Below are 16,121 nucleotides of genomic sequence, written 5' to 3' on the forward strand. Positions count from 1 at the left end.
TACGACGAAACGTATCAGCTCAGCATGATTCACCGCTTTTCGCCTGACGACCATAGCGTGCGGGAACCACCTGATCCCTTGCCGAACTCAGCAGTGAAACCGCTCAGCGCCGATGGTAGTGTGGGGTCTCCCCATGCGAGAGTAGGTCATCGTCAGGCACCTATCCCGAGAAACCCCCGAGTTCGAAAGAGCTCGGGGTTTTTCATGTCTGGTACCTGTACCGTTACCCGATGTTCCAATCCGAAGTGGAAAGTTCGGCTGGTAACGTCTATGGTTTTCTGGACGTCTCAGAAGGAGATGAGCATGAAGAACGTAACGATGCGCAAGATAGGTCTTGCCCTGCTGATTGCTATGCTGGGCGCTGGTCTGGCGGCCTGTGAGGAAGAGCAGGGGCCGGCGGAGCAGGCAGGCGAGAATATCGACGAGTCCATGGAAAAAATGGGCGAAGGCATGGAGGAAATGGGCGACGAGATAGAAAAAGCAGCCGAGGACGCCCAGAACTGATTCCCCGTCTCCGCTGGCGGATAAAGCAATGAAGAGGCCGGGCATATTGCCCGGCCTCTTGTGTATTAGCCTATCCGTTCGTGGCGGCGTCAGGCACCGGGGTTCTGCTCGATCCCCTGCAGGTACCAGGGGGCGCCGTCGCGCAGCTGGCGAGTCAGATGCCAGGTCTCGTTGAACTCGTTCTCCTCGCCGTTCTCGGCGATGATGCCGTGGAAGATCACCGTAGCCTCAGCCTCCTGGCCCACCTCGCGGATGTCGCCGAGTTCGGCGAACAGCCGCACGACCTCGGTGCGATTATTGGCGGGCTGTCGGTCCCGCTCTTCACGCAGCAGATTGTAGAGCTCCGGCGTCACGTACTCCTGAATGCCGGCGAAATCGTTGTTGTCCCAGGCGCGCTGCAGAGTCATGAAATGCTCCTTGGCGCTGCCGAGGAAGCGTTCCCGGTCGAACCACTCTGGCTCCGAAACGAAGGCGGTGCCGCTGCTCAACGGTGCTTGCTCGGCCTGGAAGTGCTGGGGCCCTGTGGGGGCATCCGACTGGCCCGCGCCTCCAGCCATGACCGGCCGTCGCCGGGCGAACAGCCTAAAGAGCAGGAAGGCGACGCCAGCGACCAGCAAGATATCCATCAGACGCAGTTCATCGAAGGCACCACCGAAGAAGAGCGCAGCGAACAGGCCGCCCGCGAGCAGGCCGCCGAACATGCCGCGCATCCGCGAGCCGGGTCGCGTCTGAGCGGCGCGGCTGCCGGTAGCCTGGTTCTGGGTCGCCGCGGGCTGCTGCACCGTGCGGGATTGGCTGCCGAAGGTCTTGCCGCCACCCATGCGGCGAGCATCGGCGTGGTCCACGGCCAGGCCGAAGCCCAGCACGCCGACCACGAGCATGACGAAAAGGTGACGCATCAGGAGGTTCTCCATCGGGAAGGGGGATGACAAAGGCTCGGAAGCCTCCATTCTAGCGGCTATGCTGGGCAGTCACGACTATTAAAGAGGGGAGGCCGTCCTATGCGCCTGACGCGAGAGAAAAGCCTGTTGTTGATCGTCGACTTGCAGGCCGGCCTGCTGCCTGTCATTGAACACGGTGACCAGGCAGTGACCGAGGCCACTTGGATGAGCGGCATGGCCGGCGAGCTCGATGTGCCTGTGTGGGTTACCGAACAATATCCTGAAGGACTCGGTGGCAGTGAACCGCGCCTGCTCGAGGCGTTGCCGGCGCATCGCCTCTGGCACAAGGTTCACTTCGATGCCCATGCCGAGCCGGCTTTCGCCGAGGCCATGGCCGTCGGTGATCGCCACCAGGTGGTGCTGTGTGGCACCGAGGCCCATATCTGCGTGATGCAGACCGGCCTCGGCCTGCTCGAGGCGGGCTATGAGGTCTACTGGCTGGTGGAGGCCTGCGCCAGCCGACGGGCTGACGAGGCGCGGTTGGCCAAGGAGCGGATGGTGCAGGCCGGGGCGGTGCCGGTGAGTGCCGACATGGTCGCCTACGAGTGGTTGCATCGCTGCGACGACGCGCGCTTCAAACAGGCCCATCGTCACTTTCTCAAGGGACGCTCGGCGCGCCCGCTGATTTTTTCCGGCTAGGAGGCTCTCACACGGCCCCCTCGGCGCGGGTGAAGACCAGGGTATCGCCCTCCGAGAGGGCGGCGTTGAAGGCGTAGCCCGCCACGTCGAAGTCCTTGAGGTCCTCGGGGTCGTCCAGGCGCTCACGGATGATCCAGGCGGCCATCAGGCCGCGGGCCTTCTTGGCGTAGAAGCTGATGATCTTCAGCTTGCCGTTCTTCTCGTCCTTGAACACCGGCGTGATCACCCGCGAGGTGAGCGCCGTGGTGTCGATCGCCTTGAAGTACTCGTTGGAAGCCAGGTTGACCAGCACCGAGCTGCCGCTGTTCGCCACGGCGCGCTCGAGCTCTGCGGTGAGGGTTTGCTTCCAGAAGGCGTAGAGATCCTTGCCTGCGGGATTCTCCAGCTTGGTCCCCATCTCCAGGCGGTAGGGCTGGATCAGGTCCAGCGGGCGCAGCAGGCCGTATAGGCCGGAGAGAATGCGCAGATGCTCCTGGGCGAAGGCGTTGTCCTCGTCGCTGAAGGTATCGGCCTCGAGCCCCGTGTAGACATCCCCCTGGAAGGCCTGGGCGGCGGGTTTGGCGTTGTCGGGCGTGAAGGGGGTGTGCCACTCGGCGAAGCGTGCGGCATTGAGCCCGGCCAGCTTGTCGCTGATGCCCATCAGCTCGCTTAGCCGCTGGGGAGAGTAGTCGCGCAGGATCTCGATCAGCTCACGGCTGCGATCGAGATGATCCGGCTGGGTATGCAGGCTCGTGGTGGCCGGGGTCTCGAAATCCAGCGTCTTGGCGGGCGAGATCACGCTCAGCATGGGGCTCTCCTGTACCTGAAGGGGATGGCCTGTTGGCAGTTCTGCCAGTATATCAAGCGCCCTGGGGGCGATGGGCTATCGGGGTAATAGCCCATCGCTGCGGCACTCTTCGTCTAGAGATCAGGGTGCGGGGTTGGGGATGCGCTGATGAACGGCCTCGATGGCTTCCAGCACCTCGGCGTCGAGGCGCAGTGACTCGCTGGCCAGATTGCTCTCCAGCTGCTCCAGGGAAGTGGCGCCGATGATGTTGCTGGTCAGAAAGGGGCGTGAGTTGACGTAGGCCAGGGCCATCTGGGCCGGGTCCAGGCCATGATCGCGTGCGATCTGCACATAGTCGGCTGTCGCCGCCTGGGCCAGCGGGTTGGTATAGCGCTGGAAGCGCTCGAACAGGGTCAACCGGGCACCGGGCGGTCGGGCGCCATCCAGGTACTTGCCGGAAAGCATACCGAAGGCCAGCGGCGAGTACGCCAGCAGCCCCACCCGCTCGCGGTGGGCGATCTCGGCCAGCCCCACCTCGAAGGTGCGGTTGAGCAGACTGTAAGGGTTCTGGATGCTGGCGACCCTCGGCAGGCCCAGGCTGTCGGCCAGGTGAAGAGCGCGCATCACACCCCAGGGCGTGTCGTTGGAGAGCCCGACGGCGCGAATCTTGCCGGCATCCACCAGCTCCTTGAGCGCCGATAGCGTCTCCTCCAGTGGCGTGGCATCTTCTTCAGGGTCGTGCACATAGCCTAGCTTGCCGAAGAAATTGCCCTTCCGGTCTGGCCAGTGCAGCTGGTAGAGGTCTACATAGTCGGTCTGCAGCCGGGTGAGGCTGTCATCGACCGCCTGGTGGAGGTGCTCGCGGGTCAGCCGCGGGCCGCCGCGGATATACTCAAGACCGGGGCCAGCGGCCTTGGTGGCGATGATCACGTCATCGCGGCTGCCGCGGCGCTTCAGCCAGCTGCCGATATAGGCCTCGGTGCGACCCTGGGTATCGGCCTCGGGAGGGACCGGATACATTTCGGCGGTGTCGATGAAGTCGATGCCGAAGGCCACGGCACGGTCGAGCTGCTCGTGGGCATCAACCTCGCTGTTCTGCTCGCCGAAGGTCATGGTGCCGAGGCACAGGCGGCTGACCTCGATGCCGGTATCGCCTAGTGGTCGCGTCTGCATTCGTCACTCCTGGCGGGGCTGCTGAGTAGGCTTGAGCCGGCATGGTAGACGGGCCCGAGCAGCGCAGCAAATCCCGGGGTTGAGTCACTGTCGGGGCGCGCGTATGCTTGCCACCCCGTTGCCCCGGCGGAGTCCGCAGGGCCACCGTTTCCGCAGGAAGTGATACCGGCCACAGGATGTCGCCGATACCAGTTCCGCACCAATGGACGCAGGATTGTCGATATGTCTGAGGCATCCTCATTGTTCACCCGGCTCGAGTACCGGCTTGCACAGCAACTCTTCCATACTCGTTGGCTGCCTCGCTCGCCGCGAACTCAGCGCTTGACCATGCATCTTTTCCAGCGCTGTGCCGATGCCGGACATCGGGCGGCACTGTCGCAGTATGGTCATATGCTCTTTCACCGCGGCGCCACTCCCCAGGACAAGGCCCGGGGCGCGCGCTACGTGCTGGAGGCGGCCCATGCCGGGGATGCCAAGGCCCAGTACCAGGCCGGCCAGATTCGTGAGCACGGCTGTGCCCAGTATCCGCGCCGCGAGGATCACGCCGTGACCTGGTATGCGCGTGCCGGTGAGGCGGGCCATGCCCTGGCGGCGACCCGCCTGTCCCGCGCCTACCGCAATGGCGATCTCGGGCTGCCGGTGGATACCGAGAAGGCCGGGTACTGGCAGGCCCTGGCCGATCATCTGGTGGGATTGGCCGGCTCGCTTGACTCGGATTTGACGGGCTCCGGTTCTCCGGGCTCTGATTCACTGGGCTCTGATTCACTGGACAGGGCCGAAGGCGAAACGCAACACTAGGGACCTGTCGACCTTGACGCTGATCGAGCTGCCTCTATCGAAACGATCGGTCAAATTCGACTAGTCCCTAGCCTTCCATTGCCATCGGCCATCTCGACCAAGGACTCTCCCGCCCGTGACGCTACCCACACTGCTGGATATCGAGGCGTCCGGCTTCGGGCGCGGTAGCTACCCTATCGAGGTCGGCCTGGCCCGCGCCGATGGGAGTACCTGTGCCTTTCTCATCCAGCCGCTGGAGGAGTGGACGCATTGGGATCCCAAGGCCGAACTGCTGCACGGCATCAGTCGCGGGCGGCTGCAGCGCGAAGGCTATCCGGTGCGCCAAGTGGCCTGCTGGCTCAATGATGAACTGGGAGAGGTCGGCATCGCCTACAGTGACAGCTGGGGCTACGATAACACCTGGCTGTCGCTGCTTTTTCACCATGCCGGCATGCTGCCGGCCTTTCGCCTCGAGGCGCTGCGCATCCTGCTCAGCGAGGCGCAGCAAGCCCTGTGGAGCCAGACCAAGGAAGCCATCATCCGCCAGCAGGGCATCCATCGGCATCGGGCCGGCGACGATGCCCGCCTGCTACAGCTGACCTACCAGCACACCCTTGGCGTCTGACAACCGGCCCATCTCTCGCCGCTGAGCGGCGAGAGGGCTTCCCTGGCAACAGCGATAACCCGCTATCAACGAGCGTGATCAAGCCGTTCGGCACGGCGCCGCGGTGGGCTAGCTTTGCGCGGCCAGACGGCTCTCCAGCGCATCCAGCAGCTCGGCGGGCTCCGTGGCATCGATCAGCTCGGCCCGGGTGCGGCCATTGAGGAAGCCGTGCTGCACGGTGTTGTCGAGAAAGGCCAGCAGCGGGGCGTAGAAGCCGGCGGTATCGAGTACGCCGATGGGCTTGTCGTGCAGGCCCAGGTAGTGCCAGGTCCAGGCCTCGAAGAACTCTTCCAGGGTGCCGATGCCGCCGGGTAGCACGATGAAGGCATCGGCGTGGGCGGCCATGCTTGCCTTGCGCTCGTGCATGTTGCAAACCCGCACCAATTCGCTCAGACCGTGGTGGGCCTGCTCGCGCTCGACCAGATGGTCGGGCATCACCCCGATGGCCTCGCCGCCGGCCGCCATCACGGCATCCGCGAGGGTACCCATCAGGCCGACGCGGGCGCCGCCGTATACCAGGCCGTGGCCGCGTTGGGCCAGCATGGTGCCGAGCTGGCGCGCGGCCTCGAGGAATTGCGGGTCATGGCCCTCCCGGGACCCCAGATAGACGCAGAATCTCGACATGCTCTCCTCCTTGGCAAGAACTTATGCTAACGGCCACGCCGGGGCTCGAAAGCCCGAGTCAGCGCAGGCAGTCGGCTATCCCGTAGGTCGCGTCGAGCCATTGCCCGATGACGTTCTCGCCGCAGAGGTGGTGGGCATACTGGGTATGCAGGCAGCGCACCTGGTCGCGGTTGGTGATGCCGCCGATACCACGCTCGGTGAGCACGCCTTCATAACCCAGCCGATTGACCTCGGCCTTCTGTGCCTCGCTCATGAAGGCCCAGCGGGCGGCCACGTAGGCGTCGTGGCAACGGTGGTAGGCGGCCAGGAAGTCAGGGTCCTGCTGCAGGCGGCTCTCCAGCTGCTTGATCACCCCGGCGGCCTCTAGGTGCGAGATCTCGACCTTTAGGCGTTCGGAGCAGAGCCAGTAGAGCGTCGGGAAGGGCCTGCCATCGACGATGGGCGCCATGCGCAGCACCAGCGGGGTGCCATCACCGTCGGTGGCGGCCAGGGCCTCGATACCGCGGGGGGCGCGGCCGAGTTGCTCGGTGATGATGGCCAGCTGCCGCGCATCAGGTTCCAGGTCAGTGCGGATCACCATCGTCGTTGTCCCGTATGAACTTGTTCGAGTTCCCCACGGCGAGGAAGAAGGCGCGGTTGAGCTGCTCGGGGGTGGGCACATAGCGCCACTCCCGCTCGCAATACTCGCCGGCCCGCGCCATCAGCACATCGTAGAGGCGATTGAACGGCGCATCATAATCGTAGGGGTCGGCGCCGAACAAGCGGATGTGTGGATAGTCGGCGAAGCGCTCGATGAAGTAGCGCTTCAGGTCGGCTTCGACGGCGCGATGCCGGGGGGTGTCGTCCGGGTCCAGCCAGAGGGTGTAGCGGATGGCCATGGGGACTCCCGTCGGTGGATGGCGGTCTAGTTGTGACACCCTTGGCCAAGGATCGGCTCGTGGGTGGCTTTGAGATGGCTTTGGAGTGGCTTTGGAATGGTTCAGCGCCGTGCCAGGGGGGCGCAGCGAGCTCCGGTCAGCCTTGCCAGGTCGTCCGGTGCCAGGCTGATCTCCAACCCGCGGCGACCGCCGCTGACGTGAAGGGTCGCGAGCTGCTCGGCGCTGGCGTCGAGGAAGACGGGCAGACGCTTGCGCTGGCCTAGCGGGCTGATGCCCCCGACCACATAGCCGGTGGCCCGCTCGGCATCGGCGGGATCGGCCAGGGTGGCCTTGCGGCCCCCGGCCGCTCGAGCCAGGGCCTTGAGGTCGAGCTGGGTCGAAACCGGCACGATGGCCATCACCAGGCGCCCGTCGTCGAACCTGGCGAGCAGGGTCTTGAACACCTCATCAGGCGAGAGCCCCAGCGCTCGTGCGGCCTCTTCGCCATAGGCCGGGCTGCGCGGGTCATGCTCATACTCGACCAGGGTGAACGCGACACCTGCCTTCTCAAGGACCTTCACCGCCGGGGTCATGCGTCTGCCGGCTCCGCCTGAAGGTGGGCCTTGAGAGCCTCGCGCAGCTCACCCTCGATGGGGACGGCCTTCTTGGCCTGGTGGTCGAAGTGGACCATTACGACATGGCCAAGGTTGGTCAGCTGTCCGTCCTGGCGCGCTTCCTGGCTCACCGTGAAGGAGCTGTTGCCGAGCCGCGAGAGATAGGTGCGGATCTCGATATCGCGGCCGTACTGCAGCTCGGCCCGATAGTCGACCTCCATGCGCGCCATGATCAGGCGCCACTTGCGAGGGTCCAGATCTGGCGTGAACAGCCTGAAGAGGTCGTTGCGAGCCAGTTCGAACCAGGCCGGCAGACGGGTGTTGTTGACGTGGCCCAGGGCATCGGTGTCGTAGAAGGCGGGTTCGATGGTGCGGGTGAACATCGGGGGAGGTCCTCTGATTTATTGTGAGCCTGATAGCTTTGCCCCGAGCAAGCGCTCGGTCAAGTCCTGGCATGTGCCTGGTAAGGCCATTGCAGTTAGTACTATCGCTCGAAGCTTATCCCCGGCGCCTCTGGCTATGCCTATTGGCGATAGCCCCGCCGTGCTCGTGCGGCCAGACGAGCGGCCCGCCAGGCCAGCAGGCGGGTCCAGGCCAGCAGCCAGGCGGTGGCGACGGCGAAGCCAATCAGGGTGCCAAGCACCAGCCCCAGGCTGTCATAGGTCAGCGAAACGCACAGGGCATACCAGAGCAGCGCACCGAGCCCGGCCGGGTAGTGTTTGATCACCGTGGCTACCGGGGCGGCGCCGTGGGTCAGATGCAGGATCACCAGGAAGGGATACATGGTCACCGGGAAGGCGGCCATCACACCGGCCCAGGCGGCCGGCATCACGTGGGCGAGACCGGTGATCAGGAAGATGATGCCGGCGGCCAGCGCGGCGCGCAGGCCCAGCGCCCCCCAGCTGAAGCCGCCGCGGGCGCCGGTCGCGGTTTCCGGCACACGACGATAGAGCCGGATGAATACGATGATCGCCACCAGGGTGGTCAGGGTGCCGGTCAGGCGTGTGAACTCCACCTGGGTCAGCAGCAGGCTCACCGCCAGCCAGGCGGCAAACCCGCCCGCAGTGCCGGCGAGCACGCCGGGCAGGCCGTCGCGGCGGGCGCAGAGCAGGTAGCCGCCCCCCAGCGCCAGGGTGGCGGTGAAGCCGGCCAGGGTGTGCACGGCACTCTGGGTGGCGAACGCCGGTGAGATCTCCAGGCCGATGAAGAACAGCGCGATGGCGGTGCCCAGCGGGTAGCCGGCGAGCAGGCCGGCCACGCGGGTGCTGACACGCTCGGCGATCACCGAGAGACCGAGTACCACGCCGATCGATACCAGCAGCTTGGCCAGCTGCCAACTCAGGGGAACTTCCATGCTGCTTTCCTTATCCTTGAACGGGCTTGTCGAGCCTTCTGTGGGAGCGCGGCTCGCCTCCCCGAATGGCGCCGACAGGCGCCCCGAAGCCTGGCAACTACACCAGCCGCAGCCCCTTGAGGTCGGTCCAGGCGGCCCTCAGGGCGGCGTCCAGCGGCTCGCGCAGGTGCTCGGGCAGCGCCTGCTCGGCGGCCTCCAGGTCCTCGAAGTCGCGGTTGCGCAGCCAACAGTAGGCCCAGGCACAGGCTTCGTCGTCATCGGCCGGCGTTGGTCGGGCAGGCATCTGCGACAGCAGGAAAGTGGCGGTGCGGGCTGCCCAGAGGGGCGGTTCCTCGCCGTCGGGACGGCTCCAGTCAACGAGGGTGGCCCCCGACGGCGTGGTCTCGGGGCGGCCGACTCGCGTCACCCTGGCGGTCTCGGCGAGCAGCAGTGCCAGGCGGTCTTCATCCCCCTGACCGAGCGTCAGCCACTGACCCACCAGCGCGGGCAGACCGCGGCGTACCTTGGCATAGAAGCTGTCTTGGGGCATGGTCTCGTTCATCTTGCTGGCCTTCTGGGATCGGGAACTGCACATGGAATTCGATTTTGCCACGCCCGTCGAGCGTCGCCACCCCTCGGGCGGCGACTGGCCCTCGCAGAAATGGCATCGCTACGACGATGACGTGCTGCCGCTGTGGGTCGCCGACATGGACTTCGCTTCGCCCCCTGCGGTCATCGAGGCCCTGCAGGCACGGGTCATGCATGGTGTCTTCGGCTACGGCAGGATACCTGATTCGCTGCGCGAGACCCTCTGCGCCTGGAGCGCCGAGCACTACGGCTGGGCCATCGAGCCTGGCTGGCAGCTATGGTTGCCGGGGGTGGTGCCGGCGCTGCACATGGCGAGCCTGGCGCTGACCGAGCCCGGCGACGGCGTGCTGACGGTGACGCCCATCTACCCCCCTTTCCTCAAGGTGGCCGAGCGCACCGGGCGGCGGCCCCAGCAGGCGGCCATGCAAGCCCCGGCGGCGCCCGGCGAACCGTGGCGACTCGATCTTGATGCCCTGGAGGCGGCGATCACATCCGAGACCCGCCTGCTGCTCTGGTGCCAGCCGCACAACCCCACCGGGCGGGTGTGGACGCGCGAGGAGCTGGCAGGGCTTGCCGAGCTGGTCGAGCGCCACGATCTCTACGTGGTCTCCGACGAGCTGCACTGCGACCTGCTGCTCGACCAAGGCGCCCGCCATGTGCCGCTGGCGGTTGAATTTCCCGAGCTGGTCTCGCGCACCCTGACCCTCTGGGCGCCCTCCAAGACCTTCAACCTGGCGGGGCTGACCACCGCCTGCGCGGTGATTCCCGACCCCGACCTGCGGCGCCGCTTTGCCCGGGGCATCAAGGGGCTGACCCCCGACGGCAACGTGCTGGGACTGGTCGCCGCCGAGGCCGCTCATGCTCATGGCGAGCCGTGGCGGCAGGCACTGCTGGCCGTGTTGCGCGGTCATCGCCAGACGCTGGTCGAGCGGGTAGCCAACTGGCCCGGCGTTGCCATGAGCCCGCCCGAATCCACCTACCTGGCCTGGTTGGATCTGCGCCACGCGCGAGCGCTCGAAGGCCTGGTGGGGTCGCCGCAGCAGCTGCTGCTCGAACGCTCTGGCGTCGCGCTCTCCGACGGGGCCGATTTCGGCTGGCCGGGCTTCGCCCGCCTCAATTTCGGCACCACCGCCACCCAGCTGGACGCCGCGCTGGCCAGGTTGGACGGTGTGCTCAGGGGTTGAAACAGACACGGCCGCCTCATCAGGCGGCCGTGCAAGGTCATCTAGACAATCGGCAGTTCAGTAAAGCAACGCGAAGAGCTTGCGGCGGTAGGCGACCGTCAGCGGGTGGTCGGCGCCAAGTGCATCGAACACCTGCAACAGTGTGCGGCGGGCGGCATCCTCGCCGTACGCGCGGTCGTGCTTCATCAGTGCCAGCAGGGCATCCAGGCCGGCCTCGTAATGGCCGTCGGCTACTTGTCGCAGGGCGCGCTTGTACTGGGCCTCGCTGTCGTCGCGGCCTTCCAGGGCGGCCAGCTCCTCCGCGGAGGGGGCCTGCTCGCCAAACTCAATGCTGGCGCGCACGCCGCGGGCCGGGGCGGCGTCGCGCTCCTCCGGCGGGAGGTTGTCCAGCAGGTCGCGGGCCTGTTCGGCCTGACCCTCGGCCACCAGGGCGCGGGCCAGCTCCACCTGATAGGGGGTATGCTGGGGATACTGCTGCACCAGCTCTTGGTAGATTTGCCGTGCAGTGGCGGCGTCGCCTGCGGCCAGCGCCTCGGCGGCCTGGTCTTCGGGGGTCGCCGGGGCCTCTTCCGGCGCCGGGAAGTAACGCCCCAGCCACTCGCGCACCTGCTTCTCCGGCAGGGCATCCTGGAAGTGGTCGACCAGGCCGCCCTGGCTGATCAGCTTGACGTCCGGCACCGAACGCACACCGAGCTGACCGGCGATATCCTGGTTCTCGTCAATATTGAGCTTGGCGAGGATGAAGGTGCCCTGATACTCCCGGGCCAGCTTCTCGAGGATCGGCGTCAGGGTCTTGCTGGGCTCGCTGGAGGGAGACCAGCAGGCGAGCAGGACCGGCACCTGCATCGAGGTCTCGAGCAGCTGCTGGATGTTGCTGGTATCGGCGTCGATGATCATCTCGGCGTTCTGGCCACCGGGAGATGAGGCGTCGGCATTCTCGCCGGCGGTTAGGTCGCCGGTGAGCGGCTCACCGGTGCGGGGATCGACGATGGGCATGATCGCTAGCCTTGCATAAATATGGATTTGCTCAGTAGATGTGGGTGATCGCCCGCAACTTCAAGGGGATCCGGCCTCTGCTGCGAGGAATACTGCGTGTGACCTCATCGATGGCGGTGGCCCTGCTGCTAGCCGGGGTGACAGGCGGGTTCTGCGTCACCGTCTTGCTGGGCGGCCTGCTGGGCATGGCCCTCGCCATCAAGGGGAGAGGGGAAGGTAGCGGGGACCGCTGACGCGCACACGACAGGGAACCGATGACCCTCCTGGGGTTGTGGAGAGCCGAGCCCGACGAGCTACCAGAAGGGGTTACCGCAGGCATGAGAAAGGCCAGAACCGGTTTGCTCTGGCCTCTCTCGAATTTGGTAGCGGGGACCGGATTTGAACCGATGACCTTCGGGTTATGAGCCCGACGAGCTACCAGACTGCTCCACCCCGCATCAACGTGGGGCGTATTCTACAAGGTATACGCCTTTGGTCAAGGATTGATTTCAAACGCTCGTCCCGATGGCTCTCTCTGGTCCATAATCCCCCTACTGTCACCGAGGTGACAGGCAAATGAACAAGACTGGTGATGGCCGGCCTGACGCCACGCCACACGTCATGCATATCAGGGAGGTAATCAATGACAACACAAGCACCCGTCGCTTGGGTCACCGGTGGTACTGGTGGCATCGGCTCCGCGATCTGCCGCACGCTCGCCAAAGAAGGTTATATGGTGGTTGCCGGCTACAATAACCCGGACAAGGCCAAGAAGTGGCTGGAAACCCAGAAGTCCGAGGGTTTCGATAACATCGACATCGCCGGGATCGACCTGGTCGACTTTGATGCCTGCTTGAAAGGGGTCAAGGAGATCGAGGAGAAGCATGGTCCCGTGAGCGTTCTGGTCAATTGTGCCGGGATCACACGAGACGGCACCCTGAAGAAGATGACGTCGGATCAGTGGCACGAGGTCATCGATACCAACCTCAACAGCGTTTTCAACACCTGCCGTAGTGTGATCGAGGGCATGCTCGAGAAGGGCTATGGCCGGATCATCAACATCTCATCTATCAATGGCCGCAAGGGTCAGTTCGGCCAGGTCAACTATGCTGCCGCCAAGGCGGGCATGCATGGCCTGACCATGTCGCTGGCTCAGGAGACCGCCACCAAGGGCATTACCGTGAACACGGTGTCTCCCGGCTACATCGCCACTGACATGATCATGAACATTCCCGAGAAGGTGCGTGAGGCCATTCGCGAGACCATCCCGGTCAAGCGTTACGGGACGCCCGAAGAGATCGGTCGTCTGGTGACATTCCTCGCCGACCAGGAGTCGGGTTTCATCACCGGCGCCAACATCGACATCAATGGTGGGCAGTTCATGGGCTGATCGTCCCACCCCCGCACGCCTTCTGCCGCCTGTGATCCCGGTGGCAGACACGACAACGCGAGGCGAGAGCCTCGCGTTGTCGTGTCTGGGGACAGTGTTCGGGCTCAGGGCGGAGGCAGCTCGGCAAGACTCTCGAGCATGCGGTCGAGTTCACCCACTTCACGCTCCCAGAGTTTCTCGGGCATCGGACCGTTGGCCAGTAGATCGGCCAGTATCTGATGGAGCTCTTCGGCACGGGAGGTCTGCTGGCCCAGATTTTCGTTGAGGCGTTCGACCTGGATCGCCAGGCGAAGCGGCTCGTCACGCCGGTTGGCGCGACCACCGGCCAGCAGTGACAGATGGGCCCGCAGGCGTACCAGTCGCTCCTCTACGCCATCATCTGCGCCGGACTGGCGAGCGGTATTTCGACGATCATGGGCCCGGCGCAGTGCACTCGGCAGGGCCAGGTCGTCTGGTACGGCGACCTTCTCCACGGGGCCGCCGGCCAGGCACCGGGCGTCTGCCTGCAAGTGGGCATTGAGCAGGGGGCGGATGGCCTGCCAGCGCTCAGCTTCCTCGGCCAGCGACAGGCGGGCCAGGCGCTCGCGACGGGCCCGCACGATACCCGTCCAGCGACGGCGCATGCCTTCGCTGCGCCGTCCCGAGGGCAGGGGCTCCAGTGCACTGGCCTCGCGGACGGCTTCATCCAGCACGTCAGCCTCGCGGCTGTCTGTCGGGTGCCAGCTGTCCAACCGGTCGATCAGCGCCTGCATGGCATCCAGTCGGGCCCGGTTGCGCTGGGCCTGGTCATCCCGGGCGGCCTCCCGGCTAGCGAAGATATCGTCGCACAGCGTACGGAACTCCCGCCAAAGGGCCTGTTCCTCGCCCTTGGGGGCGCGGCCCAGCTCGCGCCAGCGGCGTTGTAGCGTCTTGGCCTGGTCGGCCCGCTTGGTCGCGGGCATGTCCCGAGCCAGCAGCTCGCGGGTCTGCTCGATCAGGTCTCGCTTGGCCTCGGCGATCTCCCGGGCACGCCGGTCGATGAGGGCCTGGAGGTCATGACGGATGCGCCCGAAGCGTCGTCCGACGGACTCGGCCTGCTCGCGGGGCACGGGGGCGAAGCGGCGCCATTGCTCTCGCGAGCGGTCACGAATCTCGCGCAGCGCATCGGGGTCGGCCTCATGGTCGGGCTGCTCGAGCAGTGTCTCGAGTTGCTCGCATAGCGACTCGCGTGCCTCCAGGTTTCGCTGGCGCTCGGCCTGCTGTCGTTCCCGCCAGGGGGCGAGGCGTTCGTGAATTCGGTCGGAGGCGGCGCGGAAGCGGGTGGACTGTTCCCGGTTGGCGGCCGCATCGCCCAGGGCCTTCCACTCCTTGACCAGTTGACGATGGCGGCGGTCGAGCTCGACCTCGGTCGGGGCTGAGTCGTCAGCCAGCTCCTCGATGGCAATGCACAGCTGGTCGCGCTTGGGGCCGGCGACGAAGCCGCGCCAGTCACGGAGTTCAGCGAGCCTTGCGGCGAGGTGCTTGAGGCGCGCCTGGTGGGGTTGCCGCGGTGCCTGGGGCAACTGTTCGGCCTGCTGGCGCAGGTGTTGATAAAGCTTGCTGGCACCCTTGAAGGCGCCGCTATCCAGCAGGCGTTCGAGTTCGTCGAGCTCTTCGACGAACCGCGAAAGCCGGGCGTCCAAGCCGCTGTCTTCCCGAGTGTTGTCGGCGGTGAGGCGCTCACGGGCACGTTGCAGAAGCGGCGCCGGTGCCAGGCCCTGTGGCCAGCCACAGGCCGCCACCAGCGCCTCGAGGCGTTCGTCATCGCCGTCGGCCAGGGCCTGCTCGATCGCGTCGGCGCGCTCGTCCAGCCGTACCCGAGCCTGGGCGATGCTCTCGTAGGCGGCGAGCGCATGGTCATAGCGCTCGCGCAGTACCTCGTCGGCCAGGTGATGGTCGGAGAGTGCCTGCCAGCGAGTGGCCAGCAGGCGCTTCTGGGCGCGCAGGCTGGCGATGTCCTGGTCGGTGAGCCGGTCTCCTTGCTGCAGGCCCTCGAGACTCTCTTCCAGCGCCTCGATCAGCGATTCCCGGGCCTGGTCAGCGTCCTCGCGCTGACGGTCCGCCGCATCCCGGGCATGTTCCTGGGCATCGTGGTCGCTGATGACTTTGCGGCAGTGCAGGCAGGCCTCCTGGTAGCGATGCTCCTGCTGTGCGTTCGGAAGGTCCTCGAGCTTGGACCATTCGCGCATCAGGTGGCGGAAACGACCGGCATAAAGCGGCTCCCAGGGGCTTCTGGCGTGTTGCTCGAGCTTCTCGAGCAGAGCCTCACGGCGCTCTCGGGCGGACGCCAGGGAAGCGGCGTCCGCCCGCAGCCGGTTGAGGCGTTCGCGTGCCTTGCGAGCCACCTGGCGGTCACGCCGCGCCTCGTGGGCGAGTCGGTAGAGCCCTGCCTCGCTCTCGACCCGAGCGGCGGCGGCATGACGCACGGCGGCGATGCCGTTGTCGCAGGCCTGGCGTATCAGGTCCTCTTCCGCCTCTAGGCGAGCCAGAGCGGCGAAGCGCAGCTGCTGGTTGTCGCCCTGCAGGGCCAGCTCATTGAGCAGCTCAGGGTCTTCGATCCGCTCCACCAAGGTGGTGCGTGTCGCCAGATCATGCTGGCCGCGGCGGCCAGCGAGCAGGGCTACCAGCTGTTGCCGCAATTCCGGAGTGGCGTCGCCTTCCTGGTACAGCGTCAGCAGGCGCTCGGGGTCCTCCAGGTGGGTCAGGGCGGCTTCGCGCACCCCGGCGTCCGGATCGAGGGCGAGCTGCTCGAGGGCACGGTGCTGCTCATCAAGGAGAGGGTCGAGGCGGGCCACTGCCTGGCGGCGGACCTCGGGATCCGGGTGTTTCCAGCGCGGGGCGAACAGGCGACGAAGGAGTCCAGACATGGGGCATCCTGACAATGGGAACGCGCCCCGGTGGGGCGCAGGAAGATCATTATTGTTGGCGGCGAAGGCGTGGGGACCGATCCGTGAGTATCTAAGCACGTGCTGCGCCTGCAGAAAAGTCCACCAGCGAGCAGCTGTGGCCGTCCGGAGACACTGACAATGACCTCCGCATGGCCGTATGATCGGTTGCAGGGGCGCAGCCACTCG

Annotated in this window: 18 protein-coding genes, 1 tRNA gene, 1 rRNA gene and 1 pseudogene; 8 read left to right on the forward strand and 13 right to left on the reverse strand. The window is 65.9% G+C overall.

What is annotated here, in order from left to right:
- Nucleotides 1-42: 42 nt before the first annotated feature.
- Together rrf and U5L98_RS16835 are read left to right on the forward strand one after the other, a co-directional pair.
- Nucleotides 43-158 (forward strand): 5S ribosomal RNA (gene rrf / locus U5L98_RS16830).
- A gap of 145 nt (nucleotides 159-303) precedes the next feature.
- On the forward strand, nucleotides 304-504 hold the full coding sequence (locus U5L98_RS16835) for a hypothetical protein (protein ID WP_322559414.1): 201 nt from the start codon (nucleotides 304-306) through the stop codon (nucleotides 502-504).
- 89 nt (nucleotides 505-593) lie between these two features.
- Here the strand turns inward: U5L98_RS16835 and U5L98_RS16840 are convergent, their stop codons facing one another.
- Nucleotides 594-1,403: a Tim44 domain-containing protein gene (locus U5L98_RS16840; RefSeq protein WP_322559415.1), complete on the reverse strand. Its 810-nt coding sequence runs from the start codon at nucleotides 1,401-1,403 to the stop codon at nucleotides 594-596.
- Nucleotides 1,404-1,505: 102 nt separating this feature from the next.
- Between U5L98_RS16840 and U5L98_RS16845 the strand changes: the two genes are divergently transcribed.
- Nucleotides 1,506-2,084 (forward strand): isochorismatase family protein, encoded by a 579-nt coding sequence (locus tag U5L98_RS16845; RefSeq protein ID WP_322559416.1) that lies wholly within the window; start codon nucleotides 1,506-1,508, stop codon nucleotides 2,082-2,084.
- 7 nt (nucleotides 2,085-2,091) lie between these two features.
- Here U5L98_RS16845 and yaaA read toward each other — a convergent pair whose 3' ends face one another.
- Both yaaA and U5L98_RS16855 read right to left on the reverse strand, forming a co-directional pair.
- Nucleotides 2,092-2,871 carry a peroxide stress protein YaaA gene (gene yaaA, locus U5L98_RS16850; protein WP_322559417.1) on the reverse strand — a complete coding sequence of 260 codons (780 nt, stop codon included), beginning with the start codon at nucleotides 2,869-2,871 and terminating at the stop codon, nucleotides 2,092-2,094.
- A gap of 120 nt (nucleotides 2,872-2,991) precedes the next feature.
- Complete coding sequence (locus tag U5L98_RS16855; protein WP_322559418.1) at nucleotides 2,992-4,023, reverse strand: NADP(H)-dependent aldo-keto reductase; 1,032 nt, start codon at nucleotides 4,021-4,023, stop codon at nucleotides 2,992-2,994.
- 222 nt (nucleotides 4,024-4,245) lie between these two features.
- Here U5L98_RS16855 and U5L98_RS16860 point away from each other — a divergent pair.
- Nucleotides 4,246-4,710: pseudogene (locus U5L98_RS16860) on the forward strand (tetratricopeptide repeat protein); the annotation flags it as partial.
- Nucleotides 4,711-4,936: 226 nt separating this feature from the next.
- Nucleotides 4,937-5,425: a hypothetical protein gene (locus tag U5L98_RS16865; protein ID WP_322559419.1), complete on the forward strand. Its 489-nt coding sequence runs from the start codon at nucleotides 4,937-4,939 to the stop codon at nucleotides 5,423-5,425.
- A 108-nt stretch (nucleotides 5,426-5,533) separates the two neighbouring features.
- On the opposite strand, the gene U5L98_RS16870 is transcribed toward U5L98_RS16865, so the two are convergent.
- The 7 genes from U5L98_RS16870 to U5L98_RS16900 all read right to left on the reverse strand — a co-directional run bounded on the left by U5L98_RS16870 (nucleotide 5,534) and on the right by U5L98_RS16900 (nucleotide 9,442).
- On the reverse strand, nucleotides 5,534-6,088 hold the full coding sequence (locus U5L98_RS16870) for a TIGR00730 family Rossman fold protein (protein WP_322559420.1): 555 nt from the start codon (nucleotides 6,086-6,088) through the stop codon (nucleotides 5,534-5,536).
- 58 nt (nucleotides 6,089-6,146) lie between these two features.
- Entirely contained in the window at nucleotides 6,147-6,668 is a 522-nt protein-coding gene (locus U5L98_RS16875) for a DUF501 domain-containing protein (RefSeq protein ID WP_322559421.1), read from the reverse strand.
- Complete coding sequence (locus U5L98_RS16880) at nucleotides 6,652-6,966, reverse strand: hypothetical protein (protein WP_322559422.1); 315 nt, start codon at nucleotides 6,964-6,966, stop codon at nucleotides 6,652-6,654. The genes U5L98_RS16875 and U5L98_RS16880 overlap by 17 nt, the downstream gene beginning before the upstream one ends.
- A 101-nt stretch (nucleotides 6,967-7,067) precedes the next feature.
- Entirely contained in the window at nucleotides 7,068-7,538 is a 471-nt protein-coding gene (ybaK, locus tag U5L98_RS16885; protein ID WP_322559423.1) for a Cys-tRNA(Pro) deacylase, read from the reverse strand.
- Entirely contained in the window at nucleotides 7,535-7,942 is a 408-nt protein-coding gene (locus U5L98_RS16890) for a thioesterase family protein (RefSeq protein WP_322559424.1), read from the reverse strand. The genes ybaK and U5L98_RS16890 overlap by 4 nt, the downstream gene beginning before the upstream one ends.
- A gap of 140 nt (nucleotides 7,943-8,082) precedes the next feature.
- A complete protein-coding gene (locus U5L98_RS16895; protein ID WP_322559425.1) occupies nucleotides 8,083-8,913 on the reverse strand; it encodes a hypothetical protein in 831 nt (276 codons plus the stop codon).
- 97 nt (nucleotides 8,914-9,010) lie between these two features.
- A complete protein-coding gene (locus U5L98_RS16900) occupies nucleotides 9,011-9,442 on the reverse strand; it encodes a hypothetical protein (protein WP_322559463.1) in 432 nt (143 codons plus the stop codon).
- 43 nt (nucleotides 9,443-9,485) lie between these two features.
- On the opposite strand from U5L98_RS16900, the gene U5L98_RS16905 reads away from it, so the two are divergent.
- Nucleotides 9,486-10,664, forward strand: coding sequence for a PatB family C-S lyase (locus U5L98_RS16905; protein ID WP_322559426.1), 1,179 nt, complete (start codon nucleotides 9,486-9,488; stop codon nucleotides 10,662-10,664).
- A gap of 57 nt (nucleotides 10,665-10,721) precedes the next feature.
- Here the strand turns inward: U5L98_RS16905 and U5L98_RS16910 are convergent, their stop codons facing one another.
- Nucleotides 10,722-11,660: a tetratricopeptide repeat protein gene (locus tag U5L98_RS16910; protein WP_322559427.1), complete on the reverse strand. Its 939-nt coding sequence runs from the start codon at nucleotides 11,658-11,660 to the stop codon at nucleotides 10,722-10,724.
- A gap of 98 nt (nucleotides 11,661-11,758) precedes the next feature.
- On the opposite strand from U5L98_RS16910, the gene U5L98_RS16915 reads away from it, so the two are divergent.
- Nucleotides 11,759-11,893 (forward strand): hypothetical protein, encoded by a 135-nt coding sequence (locus U5L98_RS16915; RefSeq protein ID WP_322559428.1) that lies wholly within the window; start codon nucleotides 11,759-11,761, stop codon nucleotides 11,891-11,893.
- A 127-nt stretch (nucleotides 11,894-12,020) separates the two neighbouring features.
- Here the strand turns inward: U5L98_RS16915 and U5L98_RS16920 are convergent.
- Nucleotides 12,021-12,097: transfer RNA gene (locus tag U5L98_RS16920), tRNA-Met, on the reverse strand.
- Between the two features lie 185 nt (nucleotides 12,098-12,282).
- Between U5L98_RS16920 and phbB the strand changes: the two genes are divergently transcribed.
- The gene (gene phbB, locus U5L98_RS16925; RefSeq protein WP_322559429.1) at nucleotides 12,283-13,029 is read left to right on the forward strand and encodes an acetoacetyl-CoA reductase; all 747 of its coding nucleotides are present in this window, start codon (nucleotides 12,283-12,285) and stop codon (nucleotides 13,027-13,029) included.
- Nucleotides 13,030-13,133: 104 nt separating this feature from the next.
- On the opposite strand, the gene U5L98_RS16930 is transcribed toward phbB, so the two are convergent.
- Nucleotides 13,134-15,914 carry a DUF349 domain-containing protein gene (locus U5L98_RS16930; RefSeq protein WP_322559430.1) on the reverse strand — a complete coding sequence of 927 codons (2,781 nt, stop codon included), beginning with the start codon at nucleotides 15,912-15,914 and terminating at the stop codon, nucleotides 13,134-13,136.
- Nucleotides 15,915-16,121 lie beyond the last annotated feature (207 nt).

Source organism: Halomonas sp. (assembly GCF_034520545.1).
Taxonomy (GTDB): domain Bacteria; phylum Pseudomonadota; class Gammaproteobacteria; order Pseudomonadales; family Halomonadaceae; genus Halomonas.